An 18,289-nucleotide genomic window follows, 5' to 3' on the forward strand; every position below is an offset into this window, starting at 1 on the left:
GATGTTTCAAAAATCAATGATAGCGGCGGCCATGCTCGCCGCGCAGCTGTGCGGCGCCGCGGAGGTGCGCCGCATTCCGGTCGATCTGCAAGGACCGTCCGCACCGCGCGACCGCTTTGCCGATCTGTCGGTTGGTTCGGATTATCCCGGCACGCTGATACGCGACGACAGCCTGGCCCAGCTCAAGATCGCGAAGGATGAACTGGGGTTCCGCTACATCCGCTTCCACGCCATCTTTCACGATGTTCTGGGCACCTACAAGGAGGTGAATGGGCAGCCAGTGTATGACTGGACGCGCCTGGACTACCTGTACGACCGTTTGCTCAAGATCGGCATCAAGCCCTTTGTGGAGCTGGGTTTCACGCCGCAGGCGATGAAGACTTCGGACCTGAGCATCTTCTACTGGAAGGGTAATACATCGCATCCCGATCCGAAGAAATGGGCTGCTCTGGTGGATGCCTTTGTTCGCCATGCCGAAGACCGTTATGGCAAGAGCGAAGTGCGCAGCTGGTTCTTCGAAGTGTGGAACGAGCCGAATCTTGACGGCTTCTGGGAGAAAGCCGATCAGCAGGCCTATTTCGAGTTGTACGATTCCACCGCGCGCACCATCAAGAACGTCGACAGCGAGTTGCGGGTCGGCGGCCCATCCACCGCCGGTGCCGCGTGGGTGCCGGAGTTCCTGGCGCATACGAAAGCCAGCGGTGCGCCGGTCGATTTCGTCACCACGCATACCTACGGCGTGGATGGCGGCTTCCTCGATGAGAATGGCGTTGGCGATACCAAGCTGTCGCCGTCGCCGGACGCCGTCGTCGGCGATGTGCGCAATGTGCGCAAGCAGATCAACGAGGCCGGCAGGACGGGGTTGCCGATGTACTTCACTGAATGGAGCACGAGCTACACGCCGCGCGATCCGGTGCATGATTCCTATATCAGTGCGGCTTACATCCTCAGCAAGCTCAAAGCCACCGAAGGGCTGGTCCAGGGCATGAGCTATTGGACCTACAGCGATCTGTTCGAGGAGCCCGGTCCGCCGACCGCGCCGTTCGAAGGCGGCTTTGGTCTCATTAATCCACAGGGCGTGCGCAAGCCGGCCTGGTTCGCGTACAAGTACCTGAACCAGCTGGGCGCGACGGAGTTGAAGACCGCCGATGCGCAAAGCTATGTGGCGCGCGACGGGAAGGGCGCGCAGGTGCTGGCGTGGGACTTCCAGACGCCGAAGCAGGAGAAGAGCAATCGTCCGTTCTATACTGCCGTGCAGCCTACCCGAGCCTCGACGCCGCTGAAGCTGGATCTGAAAGGGTTCAAGCCAGGCCTCTATCAGCTCAGCATCCACCGCACGGGCTTCAAGGCCAACGATGCGCATACCGCGTATATCGAAATGGGCGCGCCGAAGACGCTGACGGCCGCGCAGCTGGAAGCGCTGCAAGGCCAGACGCAGGACCGTCCGGAGGTGCGCAGCATACGCATCGCCAAGTCCGGTGTTGGGAGCGCGCAGATTCCGATGCGCGTCAACGATGTCGTGTTGATCAACATAACACCGAAATAGACTCGTGAAAATTTTGCTTCGTGTAGCAGTCATTGGTGCTGGTGTTTTGCTTGCTGCCGCTGCGGCGGCCGGCGATCTCGCGCTGCGCTACGACCGGCCTGCGCCCGATACGGCGCAAGGCTGGGAGCAGGAGGCGCTGCCGATCGGGAATGGCCGCATCGGCGCCATGATCTTCGGCCAGCTGGCGCGGGAGCGCATCCAGTTCAACGACATCACCTTGTGGACCGGCGACGACAAGGCGATGGGCGCTTATCAGCCGTTTGGCGATGTCTATATCAACCTGCCGGGGCATGAGCAGGGGACGACGGCCTACGCGCGACAGCTGGACATTGGTCAAAGCCTTCACAGCGTGAGCTACACACATGGCGGCGTCAAGTTCAAGCGCGAGGCTTTCGCCAGCTATCCGGCGCAGGTGATCGCGATGCGCCTCAGTGCGGACAAGCGTGGACAGTACACCGGCTCGATCGAGCTGACCGATATGCACGACGCGCAGATCAAGGCGCTGGGCAACCGCATCGTCGCCACAGGTTCGTTGCCGGGCAATGCGATGGACTACGCCAGCCAGGTGCAGGTGCTGAACGAGGGCGGGGCGATTGCGGTCGATGGCAACCGGATCACTTTCACCCGCTGTGATGCGGTGACGCTGATACTGGGCGCCGGCACCAGCTACGCTCTCGATCCGACGAAGAAGTTCCAGGGTGAGCATCCGCTGCCGCGCGTGACGGCGCAGGTCAGCGCTGCTGCCCTTCCGTGGCCGGCGCTGCTGGCCGAGCACCAGAAGGATTTTCACGCGCAGTTCAATCGCATGAGCGTGGACTTTGGCACGGCCGTGTCGGCACGCCGCGCGCAGCCTACCGACCAGCGTATCGCCACCTACACGGCGGAGGGCAACGATCCCGAACTGGAGGCCCAGTTCTTCCAGTACGGCCGCTACCTGCTGATCTCCAGTTCGCGCGATTCGCTGCCCGCCAATTTGCAGGGACTGTGGAACAACAACCTGACGCCGCCCTGGAATTCGGACTACCACACCAACATCAACATTCAGATGAACTACTGGCCGGCGGAACCGGCCAACCTGTCGCAGAACGCGCTGCCGTTCTTCGCGCTGGTGCAGGGCATGGCGCCGGTGTATCGCCAGGTGATCGCCGGCACGGAGACTTTCGTCAGCAGCGCCGGCAAGCCGGTGCGCGGCTGGACGGTGCGCACCGAATCGAATCCGTTCGGCGCCATGGGCTATATCTGGAACAAGACCGGCAACGCCTGGTACGCCCAGCATTTCTGGGAGCACTATGCCTACACGCAGGACAAGGCGTTCCTGCGCAAGGTGGCGTATCCGACGATGAAGGAGGCGGTGCACTTCTGGCAGGACTACCTGAAGCAGCTGCCGGATGGCCGCCTGGTGGCGCCGCTGGGCTGGTCGCCGGAGCACGGGCCGATCGAGGACGGCGTCACCTACGACCAGGAAATCGTCTGGGACCTGTTCAACAACACCGTCGAAGCGGCGGACGTGCTGGGCGACGACCAGGCCTTCCGCGCGCAGGTCGCCGCCATGCGGGACAAGCTGGCCGCGCCGCGCGTGGGCAGCTGGGGCCAGCTGCTGGAATGGCTGGAAGAGAAAAAAGATCCGGTGCTCGATACGCCCGGCGATGCGCATCGCCATGTGTCGCACCTGTTCGGGCTTTATCCCGGTCGCCAGATCTCGCCGACGCAAACGCCTGAACTGGCCGCCGCCGCGCGCAAGTCGCTGGAAGGGCGCGGCGATGCCGGCACCGGCTGGTCGATGGCGTGGAAGACGGCTTACTGGGCGCGGCTGCTGGACGGCAACCACGCCTACAAGATGCTGCGCGGGCAGCTGGCCAAGCCGGGCGCGCGCGCCGCGCAGCAAAGCGGCAAGGGCAGCGAGGGTAACAACGCGGGCGGGACCTATCCGAACATGCTGGACGCGCATCCGCCGTTCCAGATCGACGGCAATTTCGGCGCCGTGGCGGCGATCTGCGAGATGCTGGTGCAGTCGCAGACCGGAGAGATCCATCTGCTGCCGGCGTTGCCGTCGGCGTGGCAGGCCGGTTCGGTCAAGGGCCTGCGCGCACGGGGCGGCTATGAAGTTGACGTGGCATGGGCTGGCGGCAAGCTGACTTTGGCCACGATACGCCGCACCGCCGGCTCTGGCCCCGGCAAGGTGCGCTACGGCGACAAGGTGGTTTCCTTGAACCTGAAGGTTGGCGAAAGCCGGCGGTTACGCTTGTAGTTGGCCGGCGGCTGTGAGCCAGGCCCGATAGCGCCTGGTCAGCAGCGCCATGCGGACCTGACCGGCGATCATGGTCAGCAGCGGCGAGTAGCGACGTGCCTGCGCCGTGTCGCCGTTGCCCAGCGCCCGCATGCGGCGCTTGACCAGCGCCATCGAGGCGAGCGACGCCATGGTCTTATCTTTCCACTCCACCGGCGCGGGCAGCGCCGCCGGTTCGCGGCCTGCGCGCCATTGCTGCGGCAGGTCCGGCACTTCGGCCAGCGCGGTCGCAATGCCGGCCACGGCGACGCCGCTGGCCAATACCTGCTCGGCCACGGCCTTGCGGGCGATGCCGCCGGTGGTCATGACCGGCATGCGCGCCACCGCCGCCAGCTCCTTGGCGAACTCCAGGAAGTAGGCTTCGCGCGCCAGCGTGCGGCCGTCGGCGGTGCGGCCCTGCATGGCCGGGCTTTCGTAGCTGCCGCCCGACAGTTCGATCAAATCCACCGGCAGCTCGTTCAGCAGCAGCACGACCTGCCTGGCGTCGTCCTCGGAGAAGCCGCCGCGCTGGAAGTCGGCCGAATTCAGTTTGACGGCCACGCTGAAGCGGGGCGATACACGCGCCCGCACGGCGCGCACTACCTCCAGCAGCAGGCGCGCGCGGTTGGCCAGGCTGCCGCCCCAGTTGTCGCGGCGGCGATTGGTCAGCGGCGACAGGAACTGGGAGAGCAGGTAGCCGTGCGCGGCGTGGATTTGCACGCCGTTGAAGCCTGCCTGTTCGGCGGCGCGCGCGGTGGCGGCGAAACGGTTGATGACTTCCTCGATCTGCACGGTGCTCATCTCGACCGGCTGCGCAAACAGCTTGCTGTGCTTGCCCAAGTCCAGCGCCACCGCCGACGGCGCCCAGGCGTTGCCGCCCATATTGGCCATCACCTGGCGGCCGGGATGGTTAATCTGCATCCACACCTGCGCGCCTTGCTGGCTTGCCGCTTGCGCCCATTGCCGGAACGGTTCCAGCTGCGTGCTTGCTTCCAGCACTACGCCGCCCGGTCCGGTCATTGCGCGGCCGTCGATCATGACGTTGCCGGTGATGATCAGGCCCACGCCGCCTGCGGCCCAGCTTTGGTATAAACGGTTTAGCGCGGGGCCGGGCAGCTGGCCGGCGTCGGCCATGTTTTCTTCCATCGCGGCCTTGGCCAGGCGGTTGGGGAGGGTGCTGCCGTTCGGTAGTGTCAGTGGAGTGAACATCATGTCGGATCCGGGCTTGGTGTAGGAAATGATGTATCCTAAGGTTGAAGTTCACTTTAAGGTCAAGCGAAATATGAAAATAGGCGAATTGGCGGAGCGTTCGGGCCTTGCGGCGTCGGCGATCCGCTATTACGAGAAGGCTGGCTTGCTGCCGAAGGCGGTGCGCGGCGCCAACGGCTACCGCGTGTATGCGGAGACGGCGCTGGAACGTCTGCACATGATCCAGATCGGGCAGAACCTCGGCTTTACGCTGGAGGCGATACGCGCGGTGTCGCAGCTCGAAGGTGCTGCCTTCCAGGATGGGCTGCTGCATAACCTCGATGCGCGCCTGGGCGAGATCGAGCAGATGATGCAGACGCTGCGCACCCAGCGCGAATCGCTGCTGGACACGCGGCAGAGGCTACAGCAGTCCTGGGCGAACAATGAATGCCTGAGCAATGCCGACCTGGCGGCGGCAAAGCGCTAGAAGCCGACGATGTCGCCGTCCAGCGGCATGCGGCGGCGCAGCTTGGGCGCTTGCGGCGCGAGCTTGATGGTCGAGGTGCTGTTCAGCGCTTCGCTCTCGCTGCTGTGGCCCGCGGGCGTGTAGCTGTCGAACACGAAGGGCAGGCCTTGCGAGTCGGCGAAGCTGGCCTGGTCCGATACGTGGAAGTGCAGGTGCGGTGCGCCGGCGGCGCCCGTCAGCCCCAGGTGCCCCAGCAGCGCGCCGCGTTTCACGCGCTGCCCCGGCTTGACCTGCACGCTGCCCTGGCGCAGGTGGGCGTAGTGGACGAACACGCCGGGCTGCACCTCCAGCACGATGAAATTACCGTACAGGGTGCGGGCGCTGAGTTCTGCCGGCTCTTCCTGCGGCGACAAAGGCTTCTGGTCGGCGAGGCCGTCCCGGGTGTCGCGTACCACGCCGTCGGCGGCGGCCAGCACGTCGCTGTTCCAGCCGGTCCAATCCTCGACGCGGCTTTCCGCCAGTTTTTCCACCGGCGTGCGCACGGCGTGGCCCTGCGTGTCCAGTCCGAAGAAGTCGATGGCGTAGCGTTGAGGGATGGTCAGGCGGCCGTTCTGCGCGATCACGCTGCCCCAGTGGTGCGATTGCGCGTGGCCGGGGCCTTCGTCGGCCAGCCACAGGCCGCCGCGCAGGGGCGGGCCCAGTACAACCGGCGGCCTGGCGTCGACCGCTACGGCGATGTCGTCGGCGGTTTGAAGTTCGCCCTTGGCGGTCTTGAAGGTGAGCTTGTGGCGCAGCGTGTGTGGCGGTTTGCGGCCGTCCGGCAAAGGCGCGGCGATCAGCAGCAGCGCATGCATGCCGCCGGCGATGGCGAGGCTGTTGTCGGCTTCCAGCTCCTTGTTGGGGCGCAGCAGGCCGGCCAATGCAGCGCCGCTGAAGGTGGCCAGCGGTTTGGCGTCGCCGTCGGCGTAGACGGCGGCCTCGGTCAGTTTCAGCACGCCGGTGTCTGCGTAGAAGTTCCCGATATCCAGCTCGTAGTAGAGGCGGCGCACACCGTCGCTGCCCGCCACCGTTTGCGGCGCGTGCAGCGCATGCGCTTCGACCTGCGCCTGCGACGCGGCCCCAGCTCCCGTTGCGGCGCACGCCAGCAACAGCGCCAGCGCGGCCGGCACGACCAAGTGGCCGGGCCTCATTTGAAGATCCGTTTCGGCAGCATGGCGTGCACGCCAACATTGCCGTCGACGAGCTGCGTGATCTCCATGTCCACCGCCACGCTGGCGAGCATGTAGGCGTCGTCGCGGCCCAGGTGCTTTTCCGCGACCAGGAAATCGATCATGTCGCGCAGTGCGTGTTCGGTGGCGGTCTTCAGGTCGGGGCTGAAGCCCATCGAGATGTAATGGGTCGGGGTTTCCGCGCGCGGCCAGATCAGGTGGCGGTCCTTGTGGACGATGAAGCGGAAGCTGCCGCTCAGATAGGTCTCCAGCGCGGTGATATCCACCTCGCCGTTGCCCTGCGCGGCGTGGCCGTCGCCGGCCTGGAATAGCGCGCCCTTGGCGGCCACCGGGATGTACAGCGTGGTGCCGGCCACCAGCTCCTTGTTGTCCATGTTGCCGGCGTGGGCGAACGGCGGCGCGCTGTCGATCTTGCCGCCGGCCGGCGCCAGGCCCATGCTGCCGAAGAAGGGCCTCAGGGGAATCTCGATACCGGGTCCGAAGTGGCCGATCATCTTTTGCCGGTCCAGCGGGATGATCTTGCTGCGGCTGTACGGATACTCCATCGGCAGGAAGCCTTTGCCCAGCGCGAAGCCGTTGCAGGCGAAGTTGGCGTCCAGGTCCACCTTGAGGATCTGCACCTCCAGCACGTCGCCCGGTTCCGCTTCGGCGATGGCGACCGGGCCGGTGAGGATATGCCCGCCCGGTCCCTTGTCCTTGACTTCGTTGTAGATGGCAGCGGTGTAGGGCGGGATGTCTTCCGGCTTGACGCCGTTGGCGATCATGCGCTCCGGCGTGCCGCAGGTGGACAGGGTTTGCATGCGCACCGTGTCGCCGCTATGCACCGTCAGCACCGGCTTGGACTGGCCGGAGTAGTAGCCCCAGGCCACGGTATCCGGCCGAGCCGGCAGGTTGTAGTCGGCCGCCGTGGCGGAGTGGCACAGCAGTGCTGCGGACAGCAATAAGCTAGGACGGCGCATGCGTAACGACTCCGGCTGGTGGCGAAGCACCGACAGTGTCACACCTGCGCGGGGCTTGTCAATCGGTGGTGACTTCGGCGTCGGCCAGGAAGTTGACGATGGCCGGGTTGACCACGGCGCCGTGGGTGATCGGCCCCATATGGCCGCCGCGCGTTTGCAGCGCCGTGGCGTCGGGCAGGGCGGCGGCCAGCGCTTCGGCCAGCAGGCGGGTCGAGGCCGGGCTGTTGGCGCCGGACATGACCAGCGATGGCATCGTCAGCGCCGACAAATCGTCCAGCGTGGCCGCTTCGCCCAGCAGCGCCTGGAAGTCCAGACGCACCTTGACGATCATGCCGATCATCTTGTCCTGTGCCGCCGGCGGCGCGGCGTCGAAGGCGCCGGCGCGGTTCCAGTAGTCGATGAAGATGCGGGTGGCGTCGCGGTCCTGCTCCGGTCCACAGGCGTTGATGCGCTCCACCACGGCGACGATCTCGGCGCGCGCCGGATGCTGCGCCGGCAGCAGGTGGAAGGCCACCGGCTCGAACAGTGTCAGCGACAGCACGCGGGCCGGCATGCGGCGCGCCATGTGCAGCGCCGAGGCGCCGCCGAAGGAGTGGCCGATCAGGTGGAAGGCTTCGCCCGGCTCCAGGCGCGAGGCGACGGCGGCGTTGACGGCGTCGACTTCATGCGCCAGCGTGTGGACATAGCCGGCGTCGACGTCGGTAGGGAAGGGCGAGGCGCCGTAGCCGAGCAGGTCGACGGCGATGCAGCGGAAATTGCTTTCGAGTTGAGCGATCAGGTCGGCCCATTGGGCCTTGGAACTCATGGAGCTATGCAGCAGTACGACAGCAGGTTTCATTATCGGGAATGCACGAAAAAACGGAGCGCGTATTATACCGGCTCTTGTGAAACTGGCCGCGCGGCACTATGTGTGGCCTATACCACGCACGACTTCATTTTTCGTACCGTGGACACGAGGGACGAGAGTAAACTAGAGGTCATGAACAATTCCAAAAAAGTCGCGGGTTTTGCCGGTCTCGTCAGTGTGCTCTGGATGGGGCTGACGGCCGCGGTGGCGGCCAACCAGAAACGGCTGCTGTTCAATCCGCTGGGCAGCAAGCGCGAGGTGCTCAAGCCCTACAGCAGCGGCCATCGCACGCGGCCCATCGTGGTGCGTTCCAATGACGGCACGCGGCTGTCCGGCTGGCTGATGACTCCACCTGTCAAGGGACCGCATCCGGGCGTGATTTATTTTGGCGGCCGTTCGGAGGAAGTGTCCTGGGTGGCGCGCGACGCCGGCAAGCTATTTCCTGGCATGGCGGTGCTGGCGGTGAATTATCGCGGCTACGGCGATTCGCACGGCGATCCGGCGGAGGAACATTTCGTCGACGACGGCCGCATGTTGTTCGACTGGCTCAGCGAACGCCATCATGTCGATCCCAAGCGCATCGCCGTGGTCGGGCGCAGCCTCGGGTCAGGCGTGGCGGTGCAGGTGGCGATGGAGCGCGACGCCAATTCCATCGTGCTGATCACGCCCTATGATTCCATCCTGGCCATCGCCAAGCGCAAGTTCAAGGCGATCCCGGTCGAGTATGTGCTGCGGCATAAATTCGAATCGGTGAAGTACGCGCACCACCTGAAAGCGCCGACCTATGTGCTGCGCGCCGCCTCCGACGACGTGGTGCCGCATTCGCATACCGACCTGCTGGTCGAGAAGCTGGGGCAATTGCATGCGGACGAAATCGTTCCCGATTCCGACCACATGAACATCCCCTACCTGGAAGCCACGCAGGATCGCATCGCCAGCTTCCTGCGCGGACGATTCGGCCAGACATGACGGCCCCGTTCATGCGTGTTTCTCCCTTGTTGCTGCTGCTCTGTTGCGCCGGCCTGGCGCAGGCGGCCGTGCCCGCCCTGGTGCGCAGCGTGGGGGTGCAGGGCAAGTCTGCCGATGGCAAGCCGGTGCCCACCGGCGATATCGTCATGCCGCTGGTGCAGGCGGGCGATCCGGTGCTGTCGGCCAAAATCAACGACAAGCTGTTTCTCTCGCGCTTCGGAGTGCTGGCGCCCAAGCAGGCGGGCAAGGCGGTGGGCGCGGCCGACGGCATCGTCCTGGACGGTATCGCGACGCAATCCTTCAAGGTCGGCCGCAACGATGGCCGCATCCTGACCGTCGCCTTCGACAGCGAATTCTGCGCCGCCTATTGCGAGAGCAGCCAGGCGTACTACAGCTTCGACATGGCCAGCGGCCGCTCGCTGCAGGCGGAGGACCTCTTCACGGCCGCCGGCATGCGCGAGCTGGCGCGGCAGATGCGCAAGCAGCGCCTGGCGATCTACCGCGGCGAGACGGCTAAGCAGAAAGCATCGCTGGACGCGCTGCGCAAGCAAAAGAACGCATCCAAGGACGACCTCGACGATCTTGAACAGCGCGTGGCGCTCAATTCCGACTGCGCCGACGCGGAAAACCAGCGGGCCACCCAGTCGGACGCCGATTTGCTGGCGGCGTTCCGCTCCTACCAGCTGGAGGCGGCCGCGCAGAAGTACACCATCTATTCGTCGGGCTGCTCCAGCCATGCCGAGCGCGCGCTGGACGATGTCGGCAGCGTGAAGCTGGCGATATCCTATGCCGAGCTGTCGCCGCAGTTGAGCGGATACGGCAAGGCGCTGCTGTTGGGAACGGGGCCGGTGCCGGCGGGCGGCGGATACTTCGGCCAGGTGCTGCATGGCAGCCTGGGGACGATGGCGGTGACGATGATGCTGGACAAAGACGACGACGGCGGCGTCCACGGGACGTATTTTTACGATAAATTCCGCCAGCCCATCGCGCTCGACGGCGCGGAGCGCGACGGCAAGCTGGTGCTGAACGAGCGCAGCGGCGACAAGGTCAGTGCGACGCTGCAGCTGGGCTGGTCGGAGCCAGCCCACGCGCTGCAAGGCCGCTGGGCCGGCAAGAAGGAGCTGGACGTCAGCGTCGCTCCCTGAGACCGTCAGGCGTGGCGGGCCTGCGAACTGCCCGGTCCGGTCAGCTGCTTGTGCAGCCTGCGCAAGCCCATCCACACACCGATGAACACCAGCGGCGCCGCCAGGCCGGTGAGGATGTCCGGATTGATGGGCACGTTGCTGGCCTTCATGGCCTTGCCCGCGTAGCCGATCAGGCCCAGCGTGTAGTACGAGATCGCCACCGCCGACAAACCTTCCACCGCCTGTTGCAGGCGCAGCTGCTGCGCCGCGCGCGCGTCCAGCGATTGCAGGATCTTGCGGTTCTGCCGTTCCTGCTCGATGCCGACCCGCGTGCGCAGCAGATCGTTGCTGCGGGCGATACGCTTGGCCAGCGTTTCCTGCCGCTGCGAGACCGAGGTGCAGGTGTGCATGGCCGGCGCCAGGCGGCGGCCCATGAACTCGGCCAGGGTCGGCATGCCGGCGATGCGTACTTCGCGCAGCTCCTGGATGCGCGATTGCACCAGGCTGAAGTAGGCTTGCGCCGCCGCGAAACGGTAGCTGTTGTTGACCGACAGTTTTTCCAGCCGCGCCGCCAGGCTGGTGATGCGGTGTAGCAGCGCCTGCTCTTCGCGCGCCTCGTTGGGCGCGCCGTCCGACTGGTCGCCCTGCACCAGCGTGGCGGTCAGGTCGGCCAGTTCGTTCTCGATGCCGTTCAGCACCGGTTGGCTGGCTTCCGCCTGCGGCAGGCCCAGCAGCGCCATCATGCGGTAGGTTTCGATTTCCAGCAGGCGGCCGACCAGGCGGCCGGCCTGGAATTCGCGCAGGCTGAGGTCGCGCACCACGAAGCGGCTGAAGCCGTCCGGCTGGATCAGGAAATCGGTCCACACCTCGGCGCCGCTGCCGACGCTGCTGCCGACCAGCGACTTGCCCTGGAACAGGTCGCGGATGGCGCCCACCGCGCCATTGTCGTCCGGCTCGCCCTTGCACAGCAGCACATGGGCGGCGACGATGATCTTGCCGTGCAGTCCGGCCAGCCATTCCTGCGGCACGTGTTGCAGCGGCATGCGCTCGAAGGCCTCGCCGCAGGACGCGCCCGGCTCGCCGCGTTCGACGAAGGTGTAGGTGGCGAACTCGGTGTGGCATTCCCACTTCAGGCGGAAGCGGTCGAAGTCATGGAAAAAATAGCGCGCCTGCGGGGCCGGCGCGGCCACGCCGTAGTGCATGCACAGCTGTTCCAGGATCTGGTGCTGGCTGCTGCGGTGGAATTTCTGCGACGGCTGGTCCTGCTGCACGTAGAGCGCGAAATGGGTCAGGCTTTCCGGCGCTTGCAGCTGCAGGAAGGGGCGTGAGTGGATTTCCGCCGACAGCGGCACCCGCATCGGATGGTTCAACTTGGCGAAATCGGCATTGGCGCGGTAAGCGAGAGACATGACCTTCCCCGGGAATAGACTGCGATCGGATGTGAAAAAACGCGCATTGTTGCAGTGCAGTATAGCCAGCGTATCGCACCGGCACAACCACGCATTCCGCATACCAGTCATGCGGAACGCTGATGTTACCGGGGAAAACGTGTCGAAGCGATCACTTTTTGAGCGCCAGTGATGCCGCTCAACGGGGCAGGGCGATGATCAGCTGCTGGCTGGCGTCCCAGCTGCGGGCCGCCGTGTCGAGGCGGAACACGGTGAACGGCACTTGGCCGACGATGTCGCCGACGCCGTCCCAGTCGATGTCGGCGTAGGCGCCGGCGTAGTCGACGTCCTTGCCGGCCCTGACCAGCGCCAGGGCGGCGCCGATGTTTTCCGGCCTCACCTTGTCGCCCGGCGCGTTCATGACGAAGCGCAGGCTGTCGCGCACCATCAGGCCGGTGGGGCTCTTGCTGTTGTTGACCAGGCCGGCCCGCTCGATGGCCAGCGCCATCACCATCGCGATGTCGTAGGTGGGGGCGGTGAAGTCCTGCGGTTCGCTGGCGTACTGGGCGATGTAGCCGGTGCGGAAGCTTTGATACGAGCTGTTGCCGTAGGCGCCGATGGTGGCGGCCGAGCCGCGCGCGCCGCCGATCAGCTTGCCCGGATCGGCCAGGTTGTCGAGGAAGGTCTGGTTGCCGGCGGCGGTGCCGGGCAGCAGCCACATGGCGCCGCTCTGGAACGGCAGCGATTCGTTGAGCACGTTGGCCGAGATGTCGGCCGCCAGGATGCCGTTCAGGATCACGTCCGGCTTGGCGTCGTAGACCTGTTGCAGGTAGCTGGCGAAGCCGTTCTTCAGGCCGAACGGAATGGTGACGGTGGCCACCACCTGTCCGCCCAGCTTCTGGAAGGCGGGCGAGAACAGGCTGGCCAGGCCGGCGCCGAAGGCGTCGCCGGCGTTGATCAGCACCACCGCGCGGCGCTTGCCCGCCTCCCACGCCACCTTGGCCAGCACCGGCGTGGCGTCGACGTCGGAGACGCCGATGCGGTAGATCAGGTCGTTGTCGGCCACGGTGCTCAGCGACGGCGCGGAACTCGATTCGGTGAGGATGGGCACGCCCTTGGCCAGTGCCTGCGGCAGCAGGTTCAGCACGCGGGTGGAGGTCGAGACGTTGAGCGCGATGACGCCGGCGTCCAGCAATTGCTGGCCCATGTCCTGCGCCTCGGCGTTGTCGCGCGCGACCAGCGCGATGGCGTTCAGGCGCTTGCCCAGCACGCCGCCGGCATCGTTGATCTGCTTGGCCGCCAGCAGGAAGGCGTCGCGGGTCGAAGTGCGCCAGCCGACCGAGCCGATGTTGATGGCGGCGGGATCGATCATGGCCTGGATCGGATTGGCCGGCAGCGGCGTGGTGGCGTCGCCGCTGCCGCCGCCTCCTCCGCCGCAGGACGCCAGCAGCGCCAAGGCTGTGGCCAATGCCGCGGCGGCCAGCAGGCGGCTAGTAGCGGTATTCATATTGCACTCCATAGCGCCGTCCCAGCGAAGGATAATCGATGCCGCCCACGCCGGGATCGACGTACTGGCTGTTCCACAGGTCGCGCACCTGCAGGCGCAGGCTGGAGCGGGCGTTGATGCTCCAGCGCGCGCCCAGCGTGGTGTCGACATAGCTGGCCAGATGGTAGGCCTGGTTGGCCAGCAGCACGTTGGAGGTGGCGGCCGGGCGCGGGCCGACATAGCGGTTGTCCAGGCTGAGCAGCAGCTTCTGTCCCATCAGGCTGGCGCTGGCGCCGGCGTTGGCGCTGTTGGTGGGGAACAGCTCGCCGTCGCTGCGCTGGGCCAGCGGCGCCAGCGTGTAGCGGTTGATGCCGCGGCTGCCGTTGGCGCGACTGAGGTTGGCATAGGCGTTGAACCAGTCCTGCTGGTAGCGCAGCTCCAGCTCCACGCCGTTGACCTTGCTGTCGCTGGTGTTGCGCGCCACCAGGTTGAAGAATTCCTGCTCCAGCGTGACCAGCTCACTGACCTTGGTGTGGTAGACCGTCAGCGCGCCGTTCCAGTGCGGCCGGGGGGGCGTGCTCAGCTGCAGTTCCAGCGTGCGCGATTTTTGCGGCGCCAGGTCGGGGTTGCCCTTGATGTCGCCCGGCTGCACGGCGGTGCGGTACAGCAGCTCGGCGGACGGCGCCTGGAACGCCGTGCCGCCCAGCACTTTCAAGCCCCAGTCGCCCGGCAGCGTGCCGACCACGCCGGCGCGCAGCGATTCCTGGGTGCCGTAGACCGAGTGCCGGTCCTGGCGGCCGCCGAGGATGGCTTGCCACTTGCCAACCAGCGGGAACTGCCATTGCGCATACAGGCCGGTGTTGCGCAGGGTTTTTTCGCCAGGCTGGCTGAGCTGGAAATTACTGCCGTCGACCAGGCTGTGGCGGCGGAACGATTCCAGCGTCTCGCGGTCGCGCAGCACATCGGCACCCAGCAGCAGGCTGGTCTGCGGGCCTGGCTGCCACAGCCATTCGGCGCTGCCGTCGACCGCCTTGTAGCCGAAGTCGCGCAGCAGGTAGTAGTCGGCGGCGCCGGTGCGCAAGATGTCGCCGCTGCCCGGCTCGCCCTGGCCGTAATTGAGGCTGGCGCGCAGCGTATGCTGCTCGTTGAAGCGGTGGCTGGCCTCCAGGTGCACAAAGCCCTGTTCCAGCACCACGTGGCTGGGCGGGCGCAGCAGCGGATTCAGGTTGGCGAAGACGTTGTCGCTGTCCTGCCGTTGCCAGAAGGCGCTGGCCTGCACCTCGTCGCTGGCGCCGCGCCAGCCGCCGCGCAGGTACAGGCTGCGCGGATCGGCGTCGTCCACCGGGGCCGGGCTGAGCGCGGCGTAGCGCTTGTAGTCGGGCGAGATGCGCGGCAAGGCCAGGCCGCTGCGGTCGGCCTTGGCCGCCTGCAGGCCCCAGGCCAGCCAGTACGGTGATGGTGCGCCGCCGGCCGCACCGAACTGGACGCTGCCGCTGGCCGACAGCAGGTCGGCGCTGCGGCCGCCGCCGGACCATTCGTGGTTGAGCGCCAGGCGCTGCTCAGTGCCGTCGCGCCGGGTGATGACGTTGACGGCGCCCAGCAGCGCGTCGGCGCCGTACAGCACCGACACCGGGCCGCGCACGATCTCAATGCGCTCGACCATGTTGAGCGGGATGAATTCCAGCCCGGTCAACTGCTGCTGGGTGCTGCGGAAGGCGATCGGCTGGCCGTCCAGCAAAATCTTGATGGCGCGGCTGGCCGACTGCGCGCCGGCGTTGATGCCGCGCACGCCGAAGTTGTGGTTGAGGCGGTCGTCGCTCTCGACAAAGCCGGCCACGTGGGACAAGGCTTCGGCCAGCGTCTGGTAGCCGTAGCGGGCGATGTCGTCGGCCGTGACCAGCGTGACCACGGCGGGCGTGGCGTACAGCGGGGTGGCGGTCTTGGTGGCGGTCAGCACCTTGACGTTGCGCAGCTGGTCAAGGCTGAGGTCGAACAGCGTGTCGTCATCGCTGGCGCCGTCGGCGCCGGCGGCGGCCAGCGGCAGCAGCAGCGCGCAGGCAGCCGATAGCAGTGCCAGGCGCCGGCGGGAAGTGCTGCGATACAGTGTGCGTTCGCTCAAGAGGTTTCCCCTATGCTGCACGAATTATTTAACAAAGTATTCACCAATTCCGACACGATCACAAGCTGCAAGTTTGCCGTCCGCACGATGCGTTGTGTTTAGAGAACAAGGCCTTACCACTATGCAAAAAAATATTGCATCGGGGGCTATTCGGATAAAATCAACGGGCGTTGGAACCGCCGGGAGGGGCGTTCGTGATGAGACGACTGGGCGCTGCGAAAATCAGGATATTGGCCACGCTGTTGCTGGCAAGCGTATCCGTGCGTGCCGAGCAGGCTATCCCCGAGCAGCAGGTCAAGGCCGCCTACATCCTCAACTTCACCCGCTACGCCAGCTGGCCGGCGCCGGCGCTGGTCGAGCCGCATGCGCCGCTGGTGGTGTGCATGGTGGGCCCCGGCGCGGTCGAGATGGCGCGGCAGTTGCAAAAACGCGCAGCCGGCAGTCATCCGCTGGAACTGCGCATCGTCAACCGGGTCGAGGAAACCGAACCCTGTCACGCGGTCTACCTGGCGCTGCCCGAGCGCAGCCGCCAGAGCGCATGGCTGACGCGCATGCGCGAACAGGCCATCCTCACCATCGGCGACTCCGCCTCCTTCCTGGCCGACGGCGGCATGATCAATATGCTGCTGGTCGATGGCAGCATCCGCTTTGAAGTCAACCTGACGGCGGCCAAGCATTCCGGCGTCAGCCTCAATCCGCGCATGCTGGCGCTGGCCGAACGCGTGGTCGGCGGAGATCCCAAGTGAGCGGGCTTCGCCTGCGCTGGCACGACCTGGCCTTGCAGCGCAAGCTGCTGATCGTCTCGCTGATGACGGCGATGACGGCGATGCTGGTGGCGTTGGTGGCGCTGATCGCCTACGACTTCAGCGTGGTGCGGGTGCGGCTGGTGCAGGACCTGGCCAGCCGCATGGACCTGGTGTCGCTCAACCTCGACGTCGACCTGAATTTCGGCGACCGTCCGGCCGCTGCCCGCACGCTGTCGGCGCTGCGCGGCACGCCGGACATCCACAGCGCCTGCCTGTTCGATGCACAGCACCAGCGCTTCGCTGACTATGCGCGCAGCGGCGCCGCGCAATGCGACTGGTCGGAGGAGATGGCGCCGTCCGGCCACCGCTTCCACGGCGACTATCTGTCGATGCTGGCGCCGGTGCGCTTCCAGCATGAGGTGGTTGGCTACCTGCAGGTGGAATACGCCTTGCAGCCGCTGGCCGAACGCCTGAGCAAATACGGCCTGGTGCTGGCGGTGGTGATGATGACGTTGCTGATCGGCGGCATATTGCAGGCGGTTGGCCTGCGGCGGCTGGTGACGCAGCCCTTGCTGGCGCTGTCGAAAGTGGCGGACCAGGTGACGCGCGAGGAGCGCTACGATCTGCGCGCGCCGCATTTTTCCAATGACGAAGTGGGGCGGCTGTCGGCAGCCTTCAACACCATGCTGGCCACCGTCGCCGCGCGCGATGCGGCGCTGCGGGTGAGCCAGTCGCTGTTGACCAATATCGCCGACAAGTCCTCGGCCGTCATCTACGTCAAGGACCTGGAGGGGCGCTACCTGATGGTCAACGAGCGGCTGCGCCAAGTGCTGCCGCCAGGCTCGCCCGATCCGATCGGCCACAGGGACGCCGACATGTTCGACGACGACACGGTGAAGGTGATACGCGAGGGTGACCGGCGCGCGCTGGAATCGAGCCATTCCTACATCTACGAGGAAGGCGTGCCGGATGCGCAGGGCGTGGTGCGCACCTATATCTCGGAAAAATTCTGCCTGCGCGACGACCACGGCAGGGTGTGGGCGATGGGCGGCATCTCGACCGACATCACCGACCGCAAGAAGAGCGAGGTGGAATTGATCCAGTACCGCGACAAGCTGGAAGAGCTGGTGCAGCTGCGCACCGGCCAGATGGTCGACGCCAACAAGGACCTGGCCGAATCGCTGGAGACGCTGCGGCGCGCGCAGGATGAGCTGGTGCGCAGCGAGAAGCTGGCGGCATTGGGATCGCTGGTGGCCGGCGTGGCGCATGAACTGAATACGCCGATCGGCAACAGCCTGCTGGCGGTCAGCACGCTGATCGACCAGACCCGCTCCTTCACCAAGCTGACCGCCGATGGCATGAAGCGCTCGACGCTGCAAGCCTTTGTCGACGATGTCGCCAGCGGCGGCGAGATCGTGCTGCGCAACCTGCACCGGGCGGTGGACCTGGTGTCGAGCTTCAAGCAGGTGGCGGTGGACCGCACGACCTCGCAGTGCCGAGAGTTCCTGCTGTGCGACCTGGCCAATGAGATCCTGCTGTTGCTGCTGCCGTCGTTCAAGAAGAGCGGCATCACGGTGCGCCAGGAGATACCGGTGACGATACAGATGAAGAGTTATCCGGGGCCGTTCGGCCAGGTGCTCATCAACTTGATCAACAACGGCCTGACGCACGCCTTCGAAGGCTGCAGCGAGGGCGAGATACTGATCTCCGCCCGCATGCTCGATGCGGAGTGGGTTCAGGTGGTCATCCGCGATAACGGCGCCGGCATCGCGCCCGAGAACATGGGCCGCATCTACGATCCGTTCTTTACCACCAAGCTGGGACGGGGCGGCTCGGGCCTGGGCCTGAACATCGTCTACAACATCGTCTACGGCGTCTTGCGCGGCAAGATCGAAGTGGAGAGCGAACTTGGCGCCGGCACCCGCTTCGTGCTGACGCTGCCCGTCACCAGCTGAC

At 66.0% G+C, this 18,289-nt stretch carries 14 protein-coding genes; 7 read left to right on the plus strand and 7 right to left on the minus strand.

Annotated features, from left to right (window positions below):
- The first annotated feature begins 1 nt into the window (after position 1).
- Together D0T21_RS22110 and D0T21_RS22115 are read left to right on the plus strand one after the other, a co-directional pair.
- Positions 2-1,546: a beta-xylosidase gene (locus D0T21_RS22110; RefSeq protein WP_116993584.1), complete on the plus strand. Its 1,545-nt coding sequence runs from the start codon at positions 2-4 to the stop codon at positions 1,544-1,546.
- A 46-nt stretch (positions 1,547-1,592) separates the two neighbouring features.
- Complete coding sequence (locus D0T21_RS22115) at positions 1,593-3,794, plus strand: glycoside hydrolase N-terminal domain-containing protein (protein ID WP_229211594.1); 2,202 nt, start codon at positions 1,593-1,595, stop codon at positions 3,792-3,794.
- Here the strand turns inward: D0T21_RS22115 and D0T21_RS22120 are convergent.
- On the minus strand, positions 3,783-5,024 hold the full coding sequence (locus D0T21_RS22120; protein WP_199538614.1) for an NADH:flavin oxidoreductase/NADH oxidase family protein: 1,242 nt from the start codon (positions 5,022-5,024) through the stop codon (positions 3,783-3,785). The genes D0T21_RS22115 and D0T21_RS22120 overlap by 12 nt on opposite strands.
- A 70-nt stretch (positions 5,025-5,094) precedes the next feature.
- Here D0T21_RS22120 and D0T21_RS22125 point away from each other — a divergent pair, with 70 nt between their 5' ends.
- Positions 5,095-5,487 carry a MerR family transcriptional regulator gene (locus D0T21_RS22125; RefSeq protein ID WP_116993583.1) on the plus strand — a complete coding sequence of 131 codons (393 nt, stop codon included), beginning with the start codon at positions 5,095-5,097 and terminating at the stop codon, positions 5,485-5,487.
- Here D0T21_RS22125 and D0T21_RS22130 read toward each other — a convergent pair.
- The 3 genes from D0T21_RS22130 to D0T21_RS22140 are packed head-to-tail and all read right to left on the minus strand — an operon-like array spanning position 5,484 to position 8,492.
- On the minus strand, positions 5,484-6,656 hold the full coding sequence (locus D0T21_RS22130) for a M23 family metallopeptidase (RefSeq protein ID WP_116993582.1): 1,173 nt from the start codon (positions 6,654-6,656) through the stop codon (positions 5,484-5,486). The two genes, D0T21_RS22125 and D0T21_RS22130, sit on opposite strands and share 4 nt — an antisense overlap.
- Positions 6,653-7,654 (minus strand): acetamidase/formamidase family protein, encoded by a 1,002-nt coding sequence (locus D0T21_RS22135; protein WP_116993581.1) that lies wholly within the window; start codon positions 7,652-7,654, stop codon positions 6,653-6,655. The genes D0T21_RS22130 and D0T21_RS22135 overlap by 4 nt, the downstream gene beginning before the upstream one ends.
- A gap of 58 nt (positions 7,655-7,712) precedes the next feature.
- Entirely contained in the window at positions 7,713-8,492 is a 780-nt protein-coding gene (locus D0T21_RS22140) for an alpha/beta fold hydrolase (RefSeq protein ID WP_116993580.1), read from the minus strand.
- Positions 8,493-8,633: 141 nt separating this feature from the next.
- Between D0T21_RS22140 and D0T21_RS22145 the strand changes: the two genes are divergently transcribed.
- Both D0T21_RS22145 and D0T21_RS22150 read left to right on the plus strand, forming a co-directional pair.
- Positions 8,634-9,470: an alpha/beta hydrolase gene (locus tag D0T21_RS22145; RefSeq protein WP_116993579.1), complete on the plus strand. Its 837-nt coding sequence runs from the start codon at positions 8,634-8,636 to the stop codon at positions 9,468-9,470.
- 11 nt (positions 9,471-9,481) lie between these two features.
- Entirely contained in the window at positions 9,482-10,615 is a 1,134-nt protein-coding gene (locus tag D0T21_RS22150; protein WP_147328155.1) for a hypothetical protein, read from the plus strand.
- A gap of 5 nt (positions 10,616-10,620) precedes the next feature.
- On the opposite strand, the gene D0T21_RS22155 is transcribed toward D0T21_RS22150, so the two are convergent.
- From D0T21_RS22155 to D0T21_RS22165, 3 genes are all read right to left on the minus strand, one after another.
- Positions 10,621-12,003: a DUF3422 family protein gene (locus tag D0T21_RS22155; RefSeq protein ID WP_116993577.1), complete on the minus strand. Its 1,383-nt coding sequence runs from the start codon at positions 12,001-12,003 to the stop codon at positions 10,621-10,623.
- Positions 12,004-12,181: 178 nt separating this feature from the next.
- Positions 12,182-13,489, minus strand: coding sequence for an ABC transporter substrate-binding protein (locus D0T21_RS22160; RefSeq protein WP_116993576.1), 1,308 nt, complete (start codon positions 13,487-13,489; stop codon positions 12,182-12,184).
- Positions 13,473-15,587, minus strand: coding sequence for a TonB-dependent siderophore receptor (locus tag D0T21_RS22165; RefSeq protein WP_116993575.1), 2,115 nt, complete (start codon positions 15,585-15,587; stop codon positions 13,473-13,475). Before D0T21_RS22165 ends, D0T21_RS22160 begins: the two co-directional genes overlap by 17 nt.
- Before the next feature lie 197 nt (positions 15,588-15,784).
- Between D0T21_RS22165 and D0T21_RS22170 the strand changes: the two genes are divergently transcribed.
- Together D0T21_RS22170 and D0T21_RS22175 are read left to right on the plus strand one after the other, a co-directional pair.
- Entirely contained in the window at positions 15,785-16,333 is a 549-nt protein-coding gene (locus D0T21_RS22170) for a YfiR family protein (RefSeq protein ID WP_116993574.1), read from the plus strand.
- Positions 16,330-18,288, plus strand: coding sequence for an ATP-binding protein (locus tag D0T21_RS22175; RefSeq protein ID WP_116993573.1), 1,959 nt, complete (start codon positions 16,330-16,332; stop codon positions 18,286-18,288). The genes D0T21_RS22170 and D0T21_RS22175 overlap by 4 nt, the downstream gene beginning before the upstream one ends.
- The last annotated feature ends 1 nt before the right edge of the window (position 18,289 follow it).

The sequence above is a fragment of the Duganella sp. BJB476 genome (assembly GCF_003416895.1).
In the GTDB taxonomy this organism is placed as follows: domain Bacteria; phylum Pseudomonadota; class Gammaproteobacteria; order Burkholderiales; family Burkholderiaceae_D; genus Rugamonas.

Bases quoted from the DNA above. Each gene is read 5' to 3' on its own strand.
- D0T21_RS22110 (WP_116993584.1), top strand. From the start codon at position 2: ATGTTTCAAAAATCAATGATAGCGGCGGCCATGCTCGCCGCGCAGCTG.
- D0T21_RS22120 (WP_199538614.1), bottom strand. From the start codon at position 5,024: ATGATGTTCACTCCACTGACACTACCGAACGGCAGCACCCTCCCCAAC.
- D0T21_RS22130 (WP_116993582.1), bottom strand. From the start codon at position 6,656: ATGAGGCCCGGCCACTTGGTCGTGCCGGCCGCGCTGGCGCTGTTGCTG.
- D0T21_RS22140 (WP_116993580.1), bottom strand. From the start codon at position 8,492: ATGAAACCTGCTGTCGTACTGCTGCATAGCTCCATGAGTTCCAAGGCC.
- D0T21_RS22135 (WP_116993581.1), bottom strand. From the start codon at position 7,654: ATGCGCCGTCCTAGCTTATTGCTGTCCGCAGCACTGCTGTGCCACTCC.
- D0T21_RS22125 (WP_116993583.1), top strand. From the start codon at position 5,095: ATGAAAATAGGCGAATTGGCGGAGCGTTCGGGCCTTGCGGCGTCGGCG.
- D0T21_RS22150 (WP_147328155.1), top strand. From the start codon at position 9,482: ATGCGTGTTTCTCCCTTGTTGCTGCTGCTCTGTTGCGCCGGCCTGGCG.
- D0T21_RS22160 (WP_116993576.1), bottom strand. From the start codon at position 13,489: ATGAATACCGCTACTAGCCGCCTGCTGGCCGCCGCGGCATTGGCCACA.
- D0T21_RS22145 (WP_116993579.1), top strand. From the start codon at position 8,634: ATGAACAATTCCAAAAAAGTCGCGGGTTTTGCCGGTCTCGTCAGTGTG.
- D0T21_RS22170 (WP_116993574.1), top strand. From the start codon at position 15,785: ATGAGACGACTGGGCGCTGCGAAAATCAGGATATTGGCCACGCTGTTG.
- D0T21_RS22155 (WP_116993577.1), bottom strand. From the start codon at position 12,003: ATGTCTCTCGCTTACCGCGCCAATGCCGATTTCGCCAAGTTGAACCAT.